Genomic DNA, 16,289 nt, shown 5'->3' with positions numbered 1-16,289 from the left:
GTTTCGCCAGAAGGACGATCGGACCGGTACTATGGGCCGGGCCTGAACAGTTGGCCGGCTGGTCACGGGTGTACGACCGCTGACGGCCGACGGTTCGGTTTCAGTGTGCGGTTTTCAGCACGTGGTGGGTGTAGCTCAGCTGGTAGAGCACCGGGTTGTGGTCCCGGGTGTCGCGGGTTCAAGTCCCGTCACTCACCCTCGGTTGGATCCTGTTCGGTGGCCTTCGGCCACCTTTCCAGGCTCCCGCGTCATGCTGGCCCAGGGGGGACCCCCTGGAACCCCCATGTCAGGGGGACTCCGTCCCCCCGACACCTCCCTGGCGGCTGGTCGAATGCCTGGCTGGCATCGAAATATCGATCATTGTGTTCAGTTATGGCGCTGGGATGGCGATCTCGGAGGGTGACGCCGGGGCCGCCGGGCCGGCGACGATCGCCCGGAGCGTGTCGCCCGCGGCGAACCGGGCGATCTGGTCCCGGAGAAACGCGGCGGCGCGGGGCTTGAACGCGCTGGTGTTGCCGCCGAGATGCGGGGTCAGCAGCACACCGGGCACGGACCACAACGGGTGCGCGTCGGGCAACGGCTCCGGCTCGACGACGTCCAGAGCCGCCAGCAACCGCCCGTCGTGCAGCTCACGGAGCAGGGCGTCGGTGTCGACGACCGCTCCCCGGGCGACGTTGACCAGCAGCGAGCCGTCCGGCATCGCGGCGAGGAACCGGGCGTCGGCAAGGCCGCGGGTGCTCTCGTTGAGCGAGCAGGCCAGGACGGCCACATCCTGCTCCGGGAGCAGGGCCGGCAGTTCGGTGACCGCGTGGACGTGACCGCGCCCGTCGTCCCGGGCCCGGCTCGCGACGCGGGTCAGCGACACCTCGAACGGTTCGAGCCGGGCTGCGATGGCCGTCCCGAGGCCGCCGGCGCCCACCACGAGCACCCGCCGGTCCGCCAGCGAGCGCAGCGTGCGCGGCTGCCAGCGTCCCCGCGCGGCGCCGCTCGCGCGGACCGCGGCCGGGATCCCCCGCAGCTGCGCCAGAATGAGCCCCACGGCCAGCTCGGACGTGGAAGCGTCGTGCACACCTGCCGCATGACACAAAGTGACCTTCGGGGACACGTTCGCGATGGCATCCTCGTAACCCGCGGTAAGCGTCTGCACGACCCGCAGCCGGGGCAGGCTGTTGACCAGGGACCAGTCCGCCCGCTTCATGTACGGGGGGACGAGGAACTCGGTGTCCAGCACACCCGCCCGCCGCGGGTCGGAATCGGCGTCCCACACCACGGCCCGCACGGCCGGGATCGGGCCGACCAGGTCGATCCAGCGCTTGTCCGGAAGGCTGACCACGACCGTGCCCGCTTCGGTTCCTGCCATGGACGAAGGCTAACCGGCCCGGAGCGTCACGATCACGCTCCTTGCGTCCCGGGCGCCGGGGCACCCGCGAGCCAGGTCACCGGTCACCGGGGCGCTCAAGAACCGGGTCGCTCGAGAGGCGGATCACCAGGCGGCCGGCTGGTTGTCGTCCCGGATCTCGCCGACAAGTTCCTCCAGGACGTCCTCCAGCGCGACGACCCCGAGGATCCGTCCCTCCTGGTCGGTGACCCGGGCCAGATGCGCCCCGCTGCGCTGCATCGTGGCGAGCACCGTCGCGAGCCGGTCGTCGGAACCGACCCTGGCCAGCGGGCGGACCCACTTGGCGGGGACTGGCGCCGCCCGCTTGCGCGGGTTGGTTTCCAGAACGTCCTTGAGATGCAGGTATCCGACGAGCTCGCCGGTGGCCGCCCGGACCGGGAAGCGGGAGAATCCGGTCCGGGCAGCCACCGCCTCCACCCCCCGGGGGGTGACCCCGACCTCGACCGTCTCCAGGCTGTCGAGGGGCAGCAGGACGCTGCGCGCGCTGCGTTCGTCGAAGTGCAGCGCCCCGGAGAGCAGCCCGTGCTGGTCGGCGTCGAGCAGCCCCTCCCGGCGGGACTCCTCGACGAAGCCGGCGACCTCGTCGCGGGTGAAGGCGCTGGCCACCTCGTCCTTCGGCGCCACCCGGACGATGCGCAGGCTGAGGTTGGCGACCGCGTTCAGGGCCGCGATCGCCGGGCGCAGGTAGCGCACGACGCCGACGAGCGGCGGGACGAGTAACAGGGCGCTGCGGTCCGGCCCGGCCAGGGCGATGTTCTTGGGCACCATCTCGCCGATGACCACGTGCAGGAACACGACCGCCGTCATGGCGACGGTGAGCGCGACCGGGTGCAGCAGGGCGTGCGGCATCCCGGCCGCCTCGAGCGGGCCTTCGAGCAGGTGCGCGACCGCGGGCTCCCCGAGCGAGCCCAGCCCCAGGGTGCAGACCGTGATACCCAGCTGGGTACCGGCCAGCATCAGGGAGACCTCCTCCATCGCGCGCAGCGTGATCCGCGCGCGGGCCGAACCGGCCTGTGCCAGCGGCTCGATGGCGCTGCGCCGGGCCGAGATCAGCGCGAACTCGGCTCCCACGAAGAAGGCGTTGGCGAGCAGCAGGACGACGGTGAGGAAGAGCGCGAGCGGGATGTTCACCGCAGCGCCCCCATCGCGTCCTCGGCGGCGCAGCCGCGCCGCCCGCCCCTGGGACGGCCGCTGTTTCCGGAACGGTCGCCGTCCGCGGAACGGTCGCCGTCCGCGGAACCGTCACCGTCCCTGGGGGACGCGCCTCCCACGGGAGAGTCACCGTCCACGGGAGAGCCGCCGTCCGTTGGCGGCTCGCCGTCGGCGCGGACATGCGCGGGAACCAGGCGGACCCGGTCCACCCGGCGGCCGTCCATCAGCTGGACGGTGAGGGTGACGCCGTCGACCTCGACCACGTCACCGGCGACCGGCACCCGGCCGAGACGGTCGGCGACAAGCCCGCCAAGAGTCTGGTACGCCTCGTCCACCGGCAGGTGGACGTCAACGGTCTGCGCCACCTCGTCGAGGCGGAGCAGACCGGAGAGCAGCCACGTCCCGTCCCGGCGCCGGGCCGCGCGCAGCCCGACCCGGTCGTGCTCGTCGACGACGTCGCCGACCAGCTCCTCGATCAGGTCCTCGATGGTGACCAGGCCGTCCGTGCCGCCGAACTCGTCGATGACGACCGCCATCTGCAGCCCGCCGCGGCGCAGTGTCTCCAGCAGCGGATCGAGTTCGATCGTGGACGGCACGCTCAGATGGGGGATCATCACGTCGCTGACGGTCACGGTGTCCCGGTCGTCCTCGGAGACGGCGACCGCGTGCTTGACATGGACCAGGCCGACCACGTCGTCGAGGCCCTGCCCGACAACCGGGAAACGCGAGTGCCCGGTCCGACGGGTGAGCGCGATCACCTCACTGACCGGGTCGCCGACCCCGACCGTCCACATGCGGACCCGGGGGGTGAGGACGTCCGCGGCCTGCTTGTGCCCGAACGCCAGCGAGCGTTGCAGCAACGTCGCGGTCTCCGGCGCGAGCGTGCCCTGCTCCGCGGACCGGCCGACCAGGGAGAACAGCTCCTGCGCGGAGCGGGCCGAGGCAAGCTCCTCCTGCGGCTCGATGCCCAGCCGCCGCAGCAGGCCCTCGGCGGCGCCGTTGAGCAGGCGGATCAGGAAGGATGCCGCCCGGCTGAACCCACGCTGGAACCCCTGCACCATCCGCGCGGTCGCCAGCGGCCGGGCCACCGCGAGGTTCTTCGGGACGAGCTCGCCGTAGATCATGGTAATGCCCGTGGCGAGCAGCACGGCGACCGCCACGGCGACGCCGGTGGCCATTCCCGCGGGTATCCCGACCGCCTTCAGCGGGCCGTGGAGCAGACGCGCGATCGCCGGTTCGACGAGGAATCCGATCGCCAGATTGGTGATGGTGATGCCGAGCTGAGCGCCGGAGAGCTCGGTCGAGAGGTTCCTGAGCGCCTTGAGGACGCCTCTGGACCTGCGGTCACCGACTGCCGCGGCACGTTCGACGGTCATGCGGTCGACCGTCACCAGGGAGAATTCGGCGGCGAYGAAAACGCCGCAGACCCCGACCAGCGCGACGCTGATCAGGACGAGGAGCCACTCGATCACTGTCGCCTGCCCAGGTCGGCCCGGTCCAGGGCAGGCATCGGACTATGACTGGGTATATCGGGACTAGGCATGGCCCTCTCGGAGGTAGGCGTGACAGAACCCGCCGCGGGCGGGAAGGCGGCCCACCGGCGGTGCCCGAGTGCTCCCGCGGGGCGCCTGCACGCACACACCACAAGGATGCCCGGGTCCGGCTGCCTTGGACAGCCATCCGAACGGGTCGGACCAGCCCATGCGCCGCATGTGTCTCCCACGCTTCCCCGGCCCGTGGCACCGGCCYGTGACACCTCGGCCGCACACACGGCCGACCCGCGAGGCAGGGGCCGGGGAGCCGCACGGAAAGCACGATCCGGGGAAAGCCTCTGGTCGACCCCGCTCCGGTCGATCTCGCTTTATTCGATCTCGAAGAGGCCCTGCCGGACGGCGTACATGACGGCTTCCATCCGCGAGTGCAGCTGCAGTTTGTCCAGGATGTTGCGGACGTGGTTCTTGACCGTGTTCTCGCTGATGAACAGCTTCCGGGCGATCTCCCGGTTGGCCCGTCCCTCCGCGACCAGTTTGAGGACCTCCAGTTCGCGGGCGGTGAGATGAGGGGCAGGTACCCGGCTGGGCCGGTCGTCGGAACCGCGGGCGAGCGCGGCGAACTCGACCATGAGCTTGGACGCCATCGACGGGCTGATCAGGCTCAGCCCGTTGTGCACCGCGCGGACCGCGCTGGCCACCTCGTGCGGCGGGATGGACTTCAGGAGGTAACCGACCGCCCCCGCCTTGATCGCCTCGAAAAGATCGACTTCGTCGTCRCTGACCGTCAACATTACGATCTTCGYGGTCGGCACCTCACGCTTGATCGCGCTCGCGGCGTCGATGCYGTCGCGGTAGGGCATCCGGACGTCCATCAGGACGATGTCCGGCGTGGTCCCCGTGGCTATCGTGACAGCCTGCCGGCCGTCGCCGGCGCGACCGACGACGGTGATGTCCTCTTCAAGATCGAGAACGGTCTCCAGACCCTGGAGGAACAGCTCGTGGTCGTCGACCACGAGCACCCGGATGGGCTCGGACTGAGGTGCCACAGGTGGCAGAACACCAATCATCATCACAGATCGGAGCTATCTGGCACGGATGGTCCAACAACGGGCTGCYGGACGGACAAACTGCGATCGACGCATGTGCCCACTCTATGTGATGGGTTACTTACACAGAGCCGTGTCTCCACACCGGCACCGATCGAGTCATGCACGGATACCGCTTCCGACATATCGGAATGATACGCGCCGCCATCTTGCTAGGACGCTTGCTATGACGCTGACGACACACCGTCACCATACCCGCGAAGGGGGTGAATCATCAACCCCGAACTGGGCATATGACGCATCCCCCCATCGGGCCCGCGACCGGGACCAACAGGCCCGCGGGAGTGAATTCGACGCCGAGACCCCCTCAACGACGACTACTCTGTGTAATAGTTCGGACGCTCAGATGGCGATACTCGCCGCCGTTGCCCGAACGCCCGACATGCCACCGTCGCTCACGGCCGGACTCCCGCCGTTCGCCACTTCGAGGTGTGGTGCTGGTGGCGCTCAGGGCCGATCACGGGCAACCTGTGGTCATGGTCACACCTTCCCGCAACACGCTCCACCATCACGTCAAGCCTGGTAAGAGCTGGTCCGAGGCGTACGCCCGATGTCACGAGGCCGCGCCCGAGGCCTTCGACTCGGACCGGCTGCGCAACCTGTGGGGCGGCCAGTGGCGCCGCACCGGGGAACCACTGCGCAGCGTCACCCCCGTTGACGGATCTTCCATCGCCGGCCCACCGATGATCGAGCCGGACGAGGCGCGCGAGGCGATCCGCGCCACCCTCGACGACCACAAACACTGGCGTGACGTACCGGTCGCCGAGCGCAGGGCGCGGGTCACCGCCGCGGTGGACGCCATGGACGATCACCGTGACCTGCTCGCGCTGCTGCTGGTCTGGGAGATCGGCAAGCCGTGGCGGCTGGCGCGCACCGACGTCGACCGCGCGCTCGACGGCGTCCGCTGGTACGTCGAGGAGATCGACCGGATGATCGACGGGCGCGGCCCGCTGCCCGGCCCGGTCAGCAACATCGCGAGCTGGAACTACCCGATGAGCGTGCTCATGCACGCCATGCTCGTCCAGGTCCTCGCCGGCAACGCCGCGATCGCCAAGACCCCGACCGACGGCGGGGCCGCCTGCCTGACCCTCGCCTGCGCGCTGGCGCACCGCGCCGGGCTCCCCGTGGCGCTGGTGTCCGGGTCCGGCTCCCGGCTGTCGAGCGCGCTGGTGCGGGCACCGGAGATCGGCTGCCTGGCGTTCGTCGGCGGGCGTTCCGTGGGCGGGCAGGTCGCCGCGGCGCTCGTCGACACCGGCAAGCGGCACTTCCTGGAGCAGGAGGGCCTCAACACCTGGGGCATCTGGGAGTTCTCCCAGTGGGACCTGCTGGCCGCGCACCTGAAGAAGGGCTTCGAGTACGGCAAGCAGCGCTGCACCGCCTACCCCCGTTACGTCGTCCAGCGCCAGCTCTTCGACCAGTTCCTCGCGGCCTACCTGCCCGTGGTCGCGTCGGTGCGCTTCGGGCATCCGCTGGCCGTCGCGCACGATGACGATCCCCTGCCCGAACTCGACTACGGGCCCGTCATCAGCGCGGTGAAGTCCGCCGAGCTCGCCAGGAAGATCGACGAGGCGGTCAGCAAGGGCGGCGTGCCGCTGTACCGGGGGACGATCGCCGACGGCGCTTTCGTGCCCGGGCAGGACACCTCGGCCTATGTGCCGCCGGTGGCCATCCTCGCTCCCCCGCCGTCGTGCGCGCTGCACCATGCCGAGCCGTTCGGCCCCGTGGACACGATCGTGGTGGTCGATTCCGAAGCCGAGCTCCTCGCCGCGATGAACGCCTCCAACGGCGCGCTGGTCGCCTCGCTCGCCTGCGACGACGAGGCGCTTGCCCGACGGCTCAGCGGCGAAGTCCAGGCATTCAAGATCGGTATCAACAAGCCGCGGTCCCGGGGTGACCGGGACGAGCCGTTCGGCGGCCGCGGCGCGTCCTGGAAAGGGGCCTTCGTCGGCGGCGACCACCTCGTGCACGCCGTCACCGTGGGCGACGACCCCGGGGAGCGACTGTACGGCAACTTCCCCGGCTACTCGCTGTACCCACCAACCTGACGTTCCCGGGCCACTGACCCGCCGGGCCGGTGGCCCGCGCCGCGCCAGCGCACCGGCCGGACAGCCCCGCGTCCCCCACGCTCTTCTACAGTTTCAACCAGGAAATTCCAGCCAGAAAAGCGACTGCCAGAAAAGCGAGTACGTAAACGGCTGCCAGCGCGTTTGTTCCCCCGCTTCGTGATTCAACAGAATTCGATCACGTGATTCCGGGACGGGTTCGCGTTACCCGACCGGCGCTTCGGAGGCGCGAGGGCCGTGTGTGGCCAACKGGCCGGGAGGGCGAAGGTCGGGCTCGGCCAGCGGGCCAGGGAGCAGGCCATGCTCGGCCAGCGGGCCGAGACGCAGGCCCCGGTCGTGGCAGCGGGCGGCAAACTCGGGCAGGGCGCCGAGAGCGCTGTGCCACGCCTGCGGCGCGGACGTGCAGTCGCTGTCGTGCAGCAGGACGGTCCCACCACCGCGCAGGTCCGGGGTGAGGGTGTCGAGAACGGTCAGCGGCGTGGCCGTCGACGTCCAGTCCCGGCCCCAGGCCGTCCACAGCACCGGGGTCAGCTCCAGCCTGCGGGCGGCGAGGAGGAACCCCGCAGACAGGATGCCGTGCGGCGGCCGGACGAACCGCGGCGGCCGCCCGGTCAGCGTCGTGATCAGCTCCCGGGTCCGGTACAGCTGCCGGTAGGTGGAGCGCGGCCCGCGCAGCAGCATCGGCCGGTGGTCCCAGCCGTGGACGGCCAGCTCGTGGCCGGCGTCCACCATCCGCTCGGCCAGGTGCGGCGCGCGTTCCAGCATCGTCCCGAGGACGAAGAAGGTCGCCCGCAGGTCCAGTTCGGCCAGCACGTCGAGGAACAGCGGGGTGGACGCCGGGTCCGGGCCGTCGTCGAAGGTGAGCGCCACATGGTCCGGCGCGCCGATCCCGGCGAGCGCGGGCATCAGCTGGGTTCGCAGCCGGCGCAGGGCGGCCACCGAGGGGACCGCGTGGGTGAGAAGCGCGGCGGCACCGGCGCCCGCGGCTGCCCGGGCGAAACCCGCCACCCCGGCGTTCCCGGCCCGCCCAACCACGTTCCCGGCCCGCCCGACACGCCCGGCCGGTCGGGTCGGCCACCACGACGCCGCCTCCTCGACATCCTCGATGCCTGGCAGGTACGTCATGCCGGACACCTTCCCACACCGTTCACGGGCCTGGCGAAACCCTCGGGGCCTGGGACGGGACAGCGGCCGTGGAACGAAACACCGGCCAGGGGTTCCACGGCCGCCGGTCTGACCGCCGCCGGGACGCCCCGCGGAACGGGAACACCGGCCCCGGCGCCGGGTCTGCCGGCGCCGGGGCCTACAGGTACGACGAGCATGTGGGCACCCCGGGAATCGGTTCGTTCTGCCCTCCCTGGGCCACCACGGTCGCCGGCAGATACCCCCAGGCGACCGTGTACCCGTGGGTGTTGGGCCGGGAACTGTCACCCTGGGTGTACAGCCACCAGGTGTTGGTGTTGCCCTGCACCACGGGATTCGCCCGACCCTGCAGCTGGCAGACCACCCAGACGGCCGACGCGGCGTTCATGTAGCCGCTGTCGTCGAGATCCTCCGACCCCTGTGCGGCCCGGACGTTGGCGTAGACGGCCGAACCGGCGTAGGTACGGCAGTTGTACGTGGGGAAGGTACGTCCAGCGTAGTCCGTGACGTTCCGGTTACGAGAGGTGCAGCTTTTCGTGGGATCCGGTTGTGACGGGACAGCACTGCTGGGCGCCGGCGAAGGCGCGGGGGGAGACGGCGGGACCACCGATACCCCCGTGTTCGGCACCTGGTTGCCCGGCGGCCCCGCGCCGGATGCCGTCGGGCCTGGCCCCGCGGCACCGGGCGCCGCCGGGGCGACCGGCACGGCGCCGGACGCTCCCGCGGCGGGCGTCCCCGCGGGGGAAGCCGACACGGCCGGGGCAGCCGAGGCGGCAGCGGACGCGGTGGGGGTGGCGCCGCCCGGCGCGGACGGCGGGGCCGCCGAGATGGTCACCCTCGGGGCTGGGGAACGCAGCCCGACCCCTGGTAACAGCAACAGCAGCAGTGCCGCCACCGCGAAGCCGCCTGTCACCGGTACCAGCACGCCCAGCACACGGCGGCGCTTCCCCGGCCCGGCGGCGGCCGGCACGACGGGCTCCTGGACGACGCGCTCCTGAGCGACGGGTTCCGGGACGACCGCCGACGTGGTGGACGCCGGCTCGGCCGGCGTCGGGGCCACGACCGCTGCCGCGGCGAGCTGCGAAGAAGTGGAGCCAGCCACGACGGCAGAGGCAGAGTCCACGCTGGCAGGCCCGCCGCCCGCGCCCGCGGCTGCGGGCGCCGGGGCGACATGGCCCGCGGCGGCCGGATCTGTGGTGGACGGGTCTACAGCAGCCGGATCCACGGTGGGCGGCCTGGGGATGTCGGCTGCCGGCCCGACCGGTGACACGTTCCCACCGGCGACGTGACCCGCGCCTGGGCGTGGTGGCAGGGTCGGCGCCGTGCTCGTCCCGCCAGGCGGTGCGGCGGGCCGCGGCAGCCGGGGAACGGGATCCGCGAGCCGGCCGGTGACCGTCGACGTCTTCTTCGGATCGTCCGCGGAGACGGGCGCGCCGACCTGGCCGCCGCGAGCGGCCTCTATCGCGCGCAGTTCCGCCAGCACACCCGCGGCGGTGGCGGGACGCTGGTCCGGCGCGGCTGCGAGGGTCCGCCGCACCAGCGCGACCAGCTCGTCGGGGACGCTGTCTGCCAGTTCGTCGGGCAGCGCCGGTGGCGGCCCGTCCAGCATCTCCCGCAGCAGCTGCGTCGGCATCCGGCCGGTGAACGGTGGCTGTCCGGCCAGCAGCGTGAAGAGGGTGGCGCCGAACCCGAAGATGTCGGAGGCAACGCTGTGCTCCCCACCCTGGAGCACCTCGGGCGACGCGTAGCGGGGCGTGAACGCCACCGACGCGGTCGTGTTCTCCGCCGCGTTCTCGACCACGGCGATACCGAAGTCGCTGAGCACGGCGGTCCCGGACTCACGGATCATGATGTTCGCCGGTTTGAGATCACGGTGCAGGACGCCGTGGCGGTGGGCGGTCACGAGGGCATCGGCCACCTGCGCACCGACGCGCAGCACCTCGTCGGCGTCCAGCCGCCCGGCGCCGGCCAGCCGGTCGGCCAGCGACCCGCCCGAGACGTACTCCATCGCGATGTAGGGACGCCCGTCCCGGGTCGTCCCAGCGTCGAAAACCGAGATGATGTTCGGATGGCCGGTCAGGCGCCCGGTCACCCGGCATTCACGCAGGAACCGCCGCTTCGCGTCCGGATCGGCGAGGACGGCGTTCATCACCTTGACCGCGACCCGGCGGTCGAAAATCTCCTGTCGGCCCAGGTAGACCGTGCTGAACCCACCGTAGCCGATCGGCTCCAGCAGCCCGTAACCGTCGATCATGTCAGGTACCCGACGGCCACCGCCGGCAGCCGCCGGGCCGGACGAACCGCATCCCCGGCCAGGCCGCCTGCGGTGGATCGCCGGCCGCGTGGGCCAACTCCTCCGTCCACCGGCAGCCGTCGGGCACAGGCTCGTTGGGCACAGGCTAAATGCGGAGCGCCGTCAGGCGGTACCACGATATCCGGTATCTCCTTGTTCGGTACCGCCGCGCCCGGTACCACCGCGATAAATCCGATCATAATGATTCAGCCCATGACAGGCGCCTCACCCATCGACGGGATGTCTTTCCGCTGCCCACCGCTGCGGGACAGGCCAAACTTGCGATTGAGGCTGACAGTATCGGGTGAACGGTATCGGGTGAGCGGTATCGGTGAGGACAACGACACCCCAAGTGTATAAGGAGGCTCATGCCGGCAGCCATCATGCCGCCAGGCGCAGCCGTCGCGCCGGCACGCGCGGCCGGGGCCCGCGACCGGGGTGCGCCGGGGTCCCGGCCGGACGTCATCGTCGCCGGCGCCGGTGTGATCGGGCTCGGCGTGGCGTGGCGTGCGCGTCTGCGCGGGCTGACCGTCACCGTCGTCGATCCCGCACCGGGATCGGGCGCCAGTTGGACGGCCGCGGGCATGCTCGCCCCCCTCAGCGAGCTCCGCTACGGCGAGCAGCCCCTGCTCGCGCTGAACATGGCATCGGCACAGCGCTACCCCACGTTCGTCGCGGAGCTGGAGCGCAGCAGCGGCACCGAGGTCGGCTACCTGCGCTGCGGGACGCTGGTCGCGGCCTGGGACAGCGCGGACATGGCCGGTCTGCGCGACATCCACGGCTTCGCGCGCTCGCTGGGCCTGCGCACCGAGCTGCTGACCCGACGCGAGCTGCGCGCCCGCGTCCCGGCGTCGGCGAGCGGCCTGGCCGGCGCGCTGTCGGCACCCGACGATCACCAGATCGACAACCGGCTCCTGCACGGCGCGCTGCTGCGGGCCTGCGTGGCCGAGGGGGTGACGCTGCTTCCCGCCGCCGCGCGGCGGTGGCTGCTGCGCGGCGACCGGGTCGTCGGGCTGGGGCTGGCCGACGGCACCGAGCTGACCGCGCCGGTGGTCGTCCTCGCCTGCGGAGCGTGGTCGGGCCAGATCGACGGGCTGCCGCCCGGGGTACTGCCGGCGGTCCGCCCGGTCAAGGGCCAGACCCTGCGGCTGCGTACCGTCGGGCCGCCGCTGCTGACCTGTGTGCTGCGGGGCACGGTGCGCGGCCACCCGGTGTACCTGGTGCCCCGCGCCGACGGCCGGATCGTGGTGGGGGCCAGCAGCGAGGAGGCCGGCTTCGACCTGCGGCCCCGCGCGGGCGCCGTGTACGAGCTGCTCCGGGACGCCCAAGCCCTCGTCCCGGGGGTGGGCGAGGCGGAGCTGGAGGAGGTCAGCACCGGCCTGCGGCCCGCCTCACCGGACAATGCGCCACTGATCGGCCCATCCCGGATACCCGGGCTGCTGCTCGCCGTGGGTCACTATCGCAACGGTGTGCTGCTCACCCCGGTGACGGCGGACGCCATCGCCGGCCTGCTGGCGGACGGTGCCCTGCCCGACGAGGCCGCTGCATTCACCCCGGCCCGGTTCGACCACGCCGGGAACCGAGCCACCGAGGGACGCGTCGCCGATGACCAGGCCGTCGAGAACCGGCCGACCAGGGAGGACGTCAGATGACTCTCACCGTGAACGGCAAGGCCATGCAGGTGCCGGCGGGGACCACGCTGCATCAGCTCATGATCATGATGAGCGTTTCCGCCGCCGGCCGCGGGAGCGCCGCCGCGGTCGACGGTGTCGTCGCCCCCCGCAGCCGGTGGGAGAGCCTGGAGCTGCGCGCCGGCCAGCACGTGGAGATCCTGACCGCCACCCAGGGAGGCTGACATGGCCGACGACGCGTTCACGATCGCCGGTGAGGAGCTTGGCTCCCGGCTGATCCTGGGCACCGGCGGCGCGCCGAGCCTCGCCGTCATGGAAGCGGCGATCAGAGCTTCCGGCACGGACATGTGCACGGTGTCCATGCGCCGGGTGGACACCACCACCCCGGGGTCGATGCTGGACATGCTCGCCCGCTGCGGCGTGCGGGTACTGCCCAACACCGCCGGCTGCCGCACGTCCCACGAGGCCGTTCTCACCGCCGAGCTCGCCCGGGAGGCGCTGGAGACGAACTGGGTGAAACTCGAGGTGATCGCGGACGAGCAGACCCTGCTGCCGGACCCCGTCGAGCTCCTCGACGCGGCGGAACGCCTCGTCGCCGAGGGGTTCACCGTCCTGCCCTACACCAACGACGACCCGGTGCTCGCCCGGCGCCTGCAGCAGATCGGCTGCGCGGCCGTGATGCCGCTGGGCGCGCCCATCGGGACCGGGCTCGGTATCCGCAACGCCCACAACATCGAACTGATCGTCGCCGAGGCGGAGGTCCCGGTCGTCCTGGACGCCGGGATCGGCACCGCCTCCGACGCGGCGCTGGCCATGGAACTCGGCTGTGACGCCGTCCTGCTGGCGTCGGCGGTGACCCGCGCCCAGGATCCCGCCCTGATGGCGGCGGCGATGGCGGCCGGCGTCACCGCGGGACGGTTCGCCGCGCGGGCCGGGCGCATCCCACGCCGCCACCATGCCCGGGCGTCGTCACCCGTCCACGGCACAGCGGTGTTCTGACCCAGCCCGGCTCCGCCGGCAGCCCCGTTCCGTCGGCGGCATCCGGTCCGCGTCCGGCGGCGTCCGGTTCCCAGGCCGGGATCCCGCCGCCGGCGCCGTTTGCCTGCCCGGGTAACGGAAAGGAGCCGTATGGGGTGGTGCCCACCCCGGGAGGCGCACCAGCCGGCATACCGGCACCGCGTGCCGGCGTCCCACCGCCTGTCACCGGTCGCGTCGGGCCCATCGCCAGCAGTGAGTCGCCAGGAACAACCGCGAAGGAGTGATCGACCATGACCGTTCCGTCTGTGCTCAGCCGTCCGGGCCCCCTCACCCGACGCGGGTGGGACCCGTTCGCCGAGTTCGGCGACCTCTACGAGAGGATGGGACGGCTGCTCGACGTCTCGTTCCCGGAGCTGACGGCCAGGGAGCGGCGTTCCTGGGCGCCGGCGGTCGACGTGGAGGAGACCGAGGACTCCTACCTCATCGACGCGGACCTGCCCGGTGTGCCCGCACAGGCCGTCAACATCGACGTCCGGGGGAACGAGGTCACCATCGCCGCCGAGATCACCGAGCGGGAGCGCAGCGGAGTGATGCGCCAGCAGGCGCGCCGCACCGGCCGGTACGAGTACGCCGTACGGCTGCCCGGGGACGTCAACGCGGAAAGCTCCGAGGCCCGGCTCGCGGACGGGGTGCTGCAGCTACGCCTGTCGAAGGTGTCCGCGACGTCGAGCCGGCACGTCCCCGTGCTCGAGGCCGGCGAGAAGAACGGCCGGAGCGAGCAGGCCGGCGGCGCCACGGCATCCGGACGGGGCACCGAGTCCGGCTTCCGCCCCGCGACGTCCTGACCGTCCTGGCCGGAACTCCCCACGCTTCCGCCCGCTGTCCACGTCCGCCTGTCCGGCCTGCCTGCCACCGGCCTGCGACGGCGGCAGGCGACGGCCGACCGGACGGAAGCGGTGCTCTTCTGCCGCCCGCCCGTCAGGGCCACCCGTTCCGGCGGGCGGGCGGCACGTTGTCGGCCACCGGCTGCTCACCTGCTGCCCCGGGCGCCTGCCAGCGCCAACTGTCCCGGGTACTTCCCCCGGTGTCCGAAGACGTGTCCTGGCCGCGCAACGTCCTGGCCATCGTGTTCCGGCCCGGTCGGCGCATCCCGGCCCGGGCTGGGCGCGTCATGGCAGGCCGGGCGCGTCCTGCGCGGGCCGGGCAAGGCCGGCGCCCCATGCCGGATATCCCCGCTCCCGCCGTCCCCGCTCCCTGTGATCTTTGCTGCCACGCCCTGGCCTACGCCGGATTCGGGACCGCGGCTGCGAGCATCGATGCGGGCACCTGCCCACGTTGTCGCTCGAACGACAGATGGAGCACGTTCGTGGCCGTCCCCAGCGTTTCGTTCTCGATAACGGTGCGCCTCGACGTACCCGCATCGTCACAGACCGTCGGTGAGATCACCACCGCCGTCGGCAAACTGGGCGCGGTGGTCACCGCCCTCGACGTCGCGGAGYCGCACGCGGGCCGGCTCGTGCTGGACATGACCTGCCTGTGCGTTGACGCCGAGCAGGCACAGGCCATCGCCGAGACCCTGCGCCACATGCCGGACTTCGTCGTCCGGCGAGTCAGCGACCGGGTGTTCCTGCTGCACCTCGGTGGGAAGATCGAAGTCGCGAGCAAGGTCGCGCTACGGACCCGCGACGACCTGTCCATGGCCTACACCCCCGGTGTCGCCCGGGTGTGCCTGGCCATCGCCGACCGGCCCGACGACGCCCGGCGGCTGACGGTCAAGCGCAACAGCGTCGCGGTGGTCTCGGACGGCTCGGCCGTGCTTGGCCTGGGCAACATCGGCCCCACCGCCGCGATCCCGGTGATGGAGGGCAAGGCCGCGCTGTTCAAACGGTTCGCGGACATCGACGCGTGGCCGATCTGCCTCGACACCCAGGACGTCGACGAGATCGTGCGCACGGTGGCGCTGCTCGCGCCCGTCTTCGGCGGCATCAACCTCGAGGACATCGCCGCGCCCCGCTGCTTCGAGATCGAACGGCGGCTGCGCGGCCTGCTCGACATACCGGTCTTCCACGACGACCAGCACGGCACCGCGATCGTCGTTCTCGCCGCCCTCACCAACGCGCTGCGGATCGTCGGCAGGTCGCTGGGCTCCGTACGGATCGTCACCAGCGGGGCGGGCGCGGCGGGCACGGCCATCCTGCGCCTGCTGCTGCGGGCCGGCGCGGGCCGCGCGGGCGGCAGCGTGATCGCGTCCGACATCGGTGGGATCATCTCGCCGGCCCGCGACGACCTGGACGACAACGGCCGGTGGATCTGCGCGCACACCAACCCGGGCAGGATCACCGGGACGCTGCGGGACGCCCTGATCGGCGCCGACGTGTTCATCGGCGTGTCCGCGCCGGGCATCCTCACCGGCGCGGACATCGCGACCATGGCCGACGACGCGATCGTCTTCGCGCTGGCCAACCCGGACCCCGAGGTCGACCCCGCGGACGCCCGTATGTATGCGACGGTCGTCGCGACCGGCCGCTCGGACGAGCCGAACCAGATCAACAACGTGCTGGCCTTTCCCGGCGTCTTCCGGGGGCTGCTGGACTCCCGGGCCCGTGACATCACCGAGGACATGCTCCTTGCCGCGGCCCACGCGCTGGCGGCGGTGCTGCGCGAGGACGAGATCAACCCGCTCCACATCGTGCCGAGCGTCTTCGACGAGCGCGTGATGCCGGCCGTGGCCGAGGCTGTCAGCGCCGTAGCTGTCAGCGCCATGGCTGTCAGCGCCGTGGCAGTCAGTACCGAGGCAGTCAGTGCGGTTGCGGTCGGCACAGTGGCGCGGCAGGCACTGGCCGATCAACCTTAGCCCACGACCAGCCAGGCCGTGGCCGGACGGGGCCGCGACCGACTTCAGGCACTTCGAGACGGGAAAAAAGTCCGTCCCGCTGGCCGGTTCGCCATCATCCGGATCATACTGCTATGTGAACGCAATATTTCATGCACATGACCGGCACGGTGGTTTTCCACGGACACGGACACCCGT

Annotated in this window: 12 protein-coding genes and 1 tRNA gene; 7 read left to right on the top strand and 6 right to left on the bottom strand. The window is 71.7% G+C overall.

The window, feature by feature from the left end:
• Positions 1-124 precede the first annotated feature (124 nt).
• Positions 125-197: transfer RNA gene (locus tag BL254_RS19795), tRNA-His, on the top strand.
• Between the two features lie 173 nt (positions 198-370).
• Here the strand turns inward: BL254_RS19795 and BL254_RS19790 are convergent.
• The 4 genes from BL254_RS19790 to BL254_RS19775 form a co-directional block, all read right to left on the bottom strand.
• Entirely contained in the window at positions 371-1,360 is a 990-nt protein-coding gene (locus BL254_RS19790; RefSeq protein ID WP_047223221.1) for a 2-hydroxyacid dehydrogenase, read from the bottom strand.
• Between the two features lie 123 nt (positions 1,361-1,483).
• A complete protein-coding gene (locus BL254_RS19785) occupies positions 1,484-2,530 on the bottom strand; it encodes a hemolysin family protein (RefSeq protein WP_047223222.1) in 1,047 nt (348 codons plus the stop codon).
• The gene (locus BL254_RS19780; RefSeq protein ID WP_076844511.1) at positions 2,527-4,023 is read right to left on the bottom strand and encodes a hemolysin family protein; all 1,497 of its coding nucleotides are present in this window, start codon (positions 4,021-4,023) and stop codon (positions 2,527-2,529) included. Before BL254_RS19780 ends, BL254_RS19785 begins: the two co-directional genes overlap by 4 nt.
• A 389-nt stretch (positions 4,024-4,412) precedes the next feature.
• The gene (locus tag BL254_RS19775) at positions 4,413-5,114 is read right to left on the bottom strand and encodes a response regulator transcription factor (RefSeq protein ID WP_076844509.1); all 702 of its coding nucleotides are present in this window, start codon (positions 5,112-5,114) and stop codon (positions 4,413-4,415) included.
• A gap of 512 nt (positions 5,115-5,626) precedes the next feature.
• On the opposite strand from BL254_RS19775, the gene BL254_RS19770 reads away from it, so the two are divergent.
• A complete protein-coding gene (locus BL254_RS19770) occupies positions 5,627-7,195 on the top strand; it encodes an aldehyde dehydrogenase family protein (protein ID WP_047223296.1) in 1,569 nt (522 codons plus the stop codon).
• Between the two features lie 222 nt (positions 7,196-7,417).
• Here the strand turns inward: BL254_RS19770 and BL254_RS19765 are convergent, their stop codons facing one another.
• Both BL254_RS19765 and BL254_RS19760 read right to left on the bottom strand, forming a co-directional pair.
• The gene (locus BL254_RS19765) at positions 7,418-8,338 is read right to left on the bottom strand and encodes a polysaccharide deacetylase family protein (protein ID WP_076844507.1); all 921 of its coding nucleotides are present in this window, start codon (positions 8,336-8,338) and stop codon (positions 7,418-7,420) included.
• A 178-nt stretch (positions 8,339-8,516) separates the two neighbouring features.
• Positions 8,517-10,610 (bottom strand): serine/threonine-protein kinase, encoded by a 2,094-nt coding sequence (locus tag BL254_RS19760; RefSeq protein WP_076844505.1) that lies wholly within the window; start codon positions 10,608-10,610, stop codon positions 8,517-8,519.
• Positions 10,611-11,017: 407 nt separating this feature from the next.
• On the opposite strand from BL254_RS19760, the gene thiO reads away from it, so the two are divergent.
• The 5 genes from thiO (at position 11,018) to BL254_RS19735 (ending at position 16,112) form a co-directional block, all read left to right on the top strand.
• Positions 11,018-12,301, top strand: coding sequence for a glycine oxidase ThiO (gene thiO, locus BL254_RS19755; RefSeq protein WP_047223226.1), 1,284 nt, complete (start codon positions 11,018-11,020; stop codon positions 12,299-12,301).
• Positions 12,298-12,504 (top strand): sulfur carrier protein ThiS, encoded by a 207-nt coding sequence (thiS, locus tag BL254_RS19750; RefSeq protein ID WP_047223227.1) that lies wholly within the window; start codon positions 12,298-12,300, stop codon positions 12,502-12,504. The genes thiO and thiS overlap by 4 nt, the downstream gene beginning before the upstream one ends.
• 1 nt (position 12,505) lies before the next feature.
• Positions 12,506-13,279: a thiazole synthase gene (locus BL254_RS19745; protein ID WP_047223228.1), complete on the top strand. Its 774-nt coding sequence runs from the start codon at positions 12,506-12,508 to the stop codon at positions 13,277-13,279.
• Positions 13,280-13,548: 269 nt separating this feature from the next.
• Positions 13,549-14,103: an Hsp20/alpha crystallin family protein gene (locus tag BL254_RS19740; RefSeq protein WP_052914621.1), complete on the top strand. Its 555-nt coding sequence runs from the start codon at positions 13,549-13,551 to the stop codon at positions 14,101-14,103.
• Between the two features lie 521 nt (positions 14,104-14,624).
• A complete protein-coding gene (locus tag BL254_RS19735) occupies positions 14,625-16,112 on the top strand; it encodes an NAD-dependent malic enzyme (protein ID WP_076844503.1) in 1,488 nt (495 codons plus the stop codon).
• Positions 16,113-16,289 lie beyond the last annotated feature (177 nt).

This window comes from Protofrankia sp. BMG5.30, from assembly GCF_001983005.1.
Taxonomy (GTDB): domain Bacteria; phylum Actinomycetota; class Actinomycetes; order Frankiales; family Frankiaceae; genus Protofrankia; species Protofrankia coriariae.
Note: the sequence above shows the minus strand (reverse complement) of the source record. Positions and strands in the feature narration are given on the sequence as shown.

Excerpts from the sequence above, each read along its gene's own strand:
- BL254_RS19760 (WP_076844505.1), bottom strand. The coding sequence starts at position 10,610 with ATGATCGACGGTTACGGGCTGCTGGAGCCGATCGGCTACGGTGGGTTC.
- BL254_RS19740 (WP_052914621.1), top strand. The coding sequence starts at position 13,549 with ATGACCGTTCCGTCTGTGCTCAGCCGTCCGGGCCCCCTCACCCGACGC.
- BL254_RS19745 (WP_047223228.1), top strand. The coding sequence starts at position 12,506 with ATGGCCGACGACGCGTTCACGATCGCCGGTGAGGAGCTTGGCTCCCGG.
- BL254_RS19790 (WP_047223221.1), bottom strand. The coding sequence starts at position 1,360 with ATGGCAGGAACCGAAGCGGGCACGGTCGTGGTCAGCCTTCCGGACAAG.
- thiO (WP_047223226.1), top strand. The coding sequence starts at position 11,018 with ATGCCGGCAGCCATCATGCCGCCAGGCGCAGCCGTCGCGCCGGCACGC.
- thiS (WP_047223227.1), top strand. The coding sequence starts at position 12,298 with ATGACTCTCACCGTGAACGGCAAGGCCATGCAGGTGCCGGCGGGGACC.
- BL254_RS19770 (WP_047223296.1), top strand. The coding sequence starts at position 5,627 with ATGGTCACACCTTCCCGCAACACGCTCCACCATCACGTCAAGCCTGGT.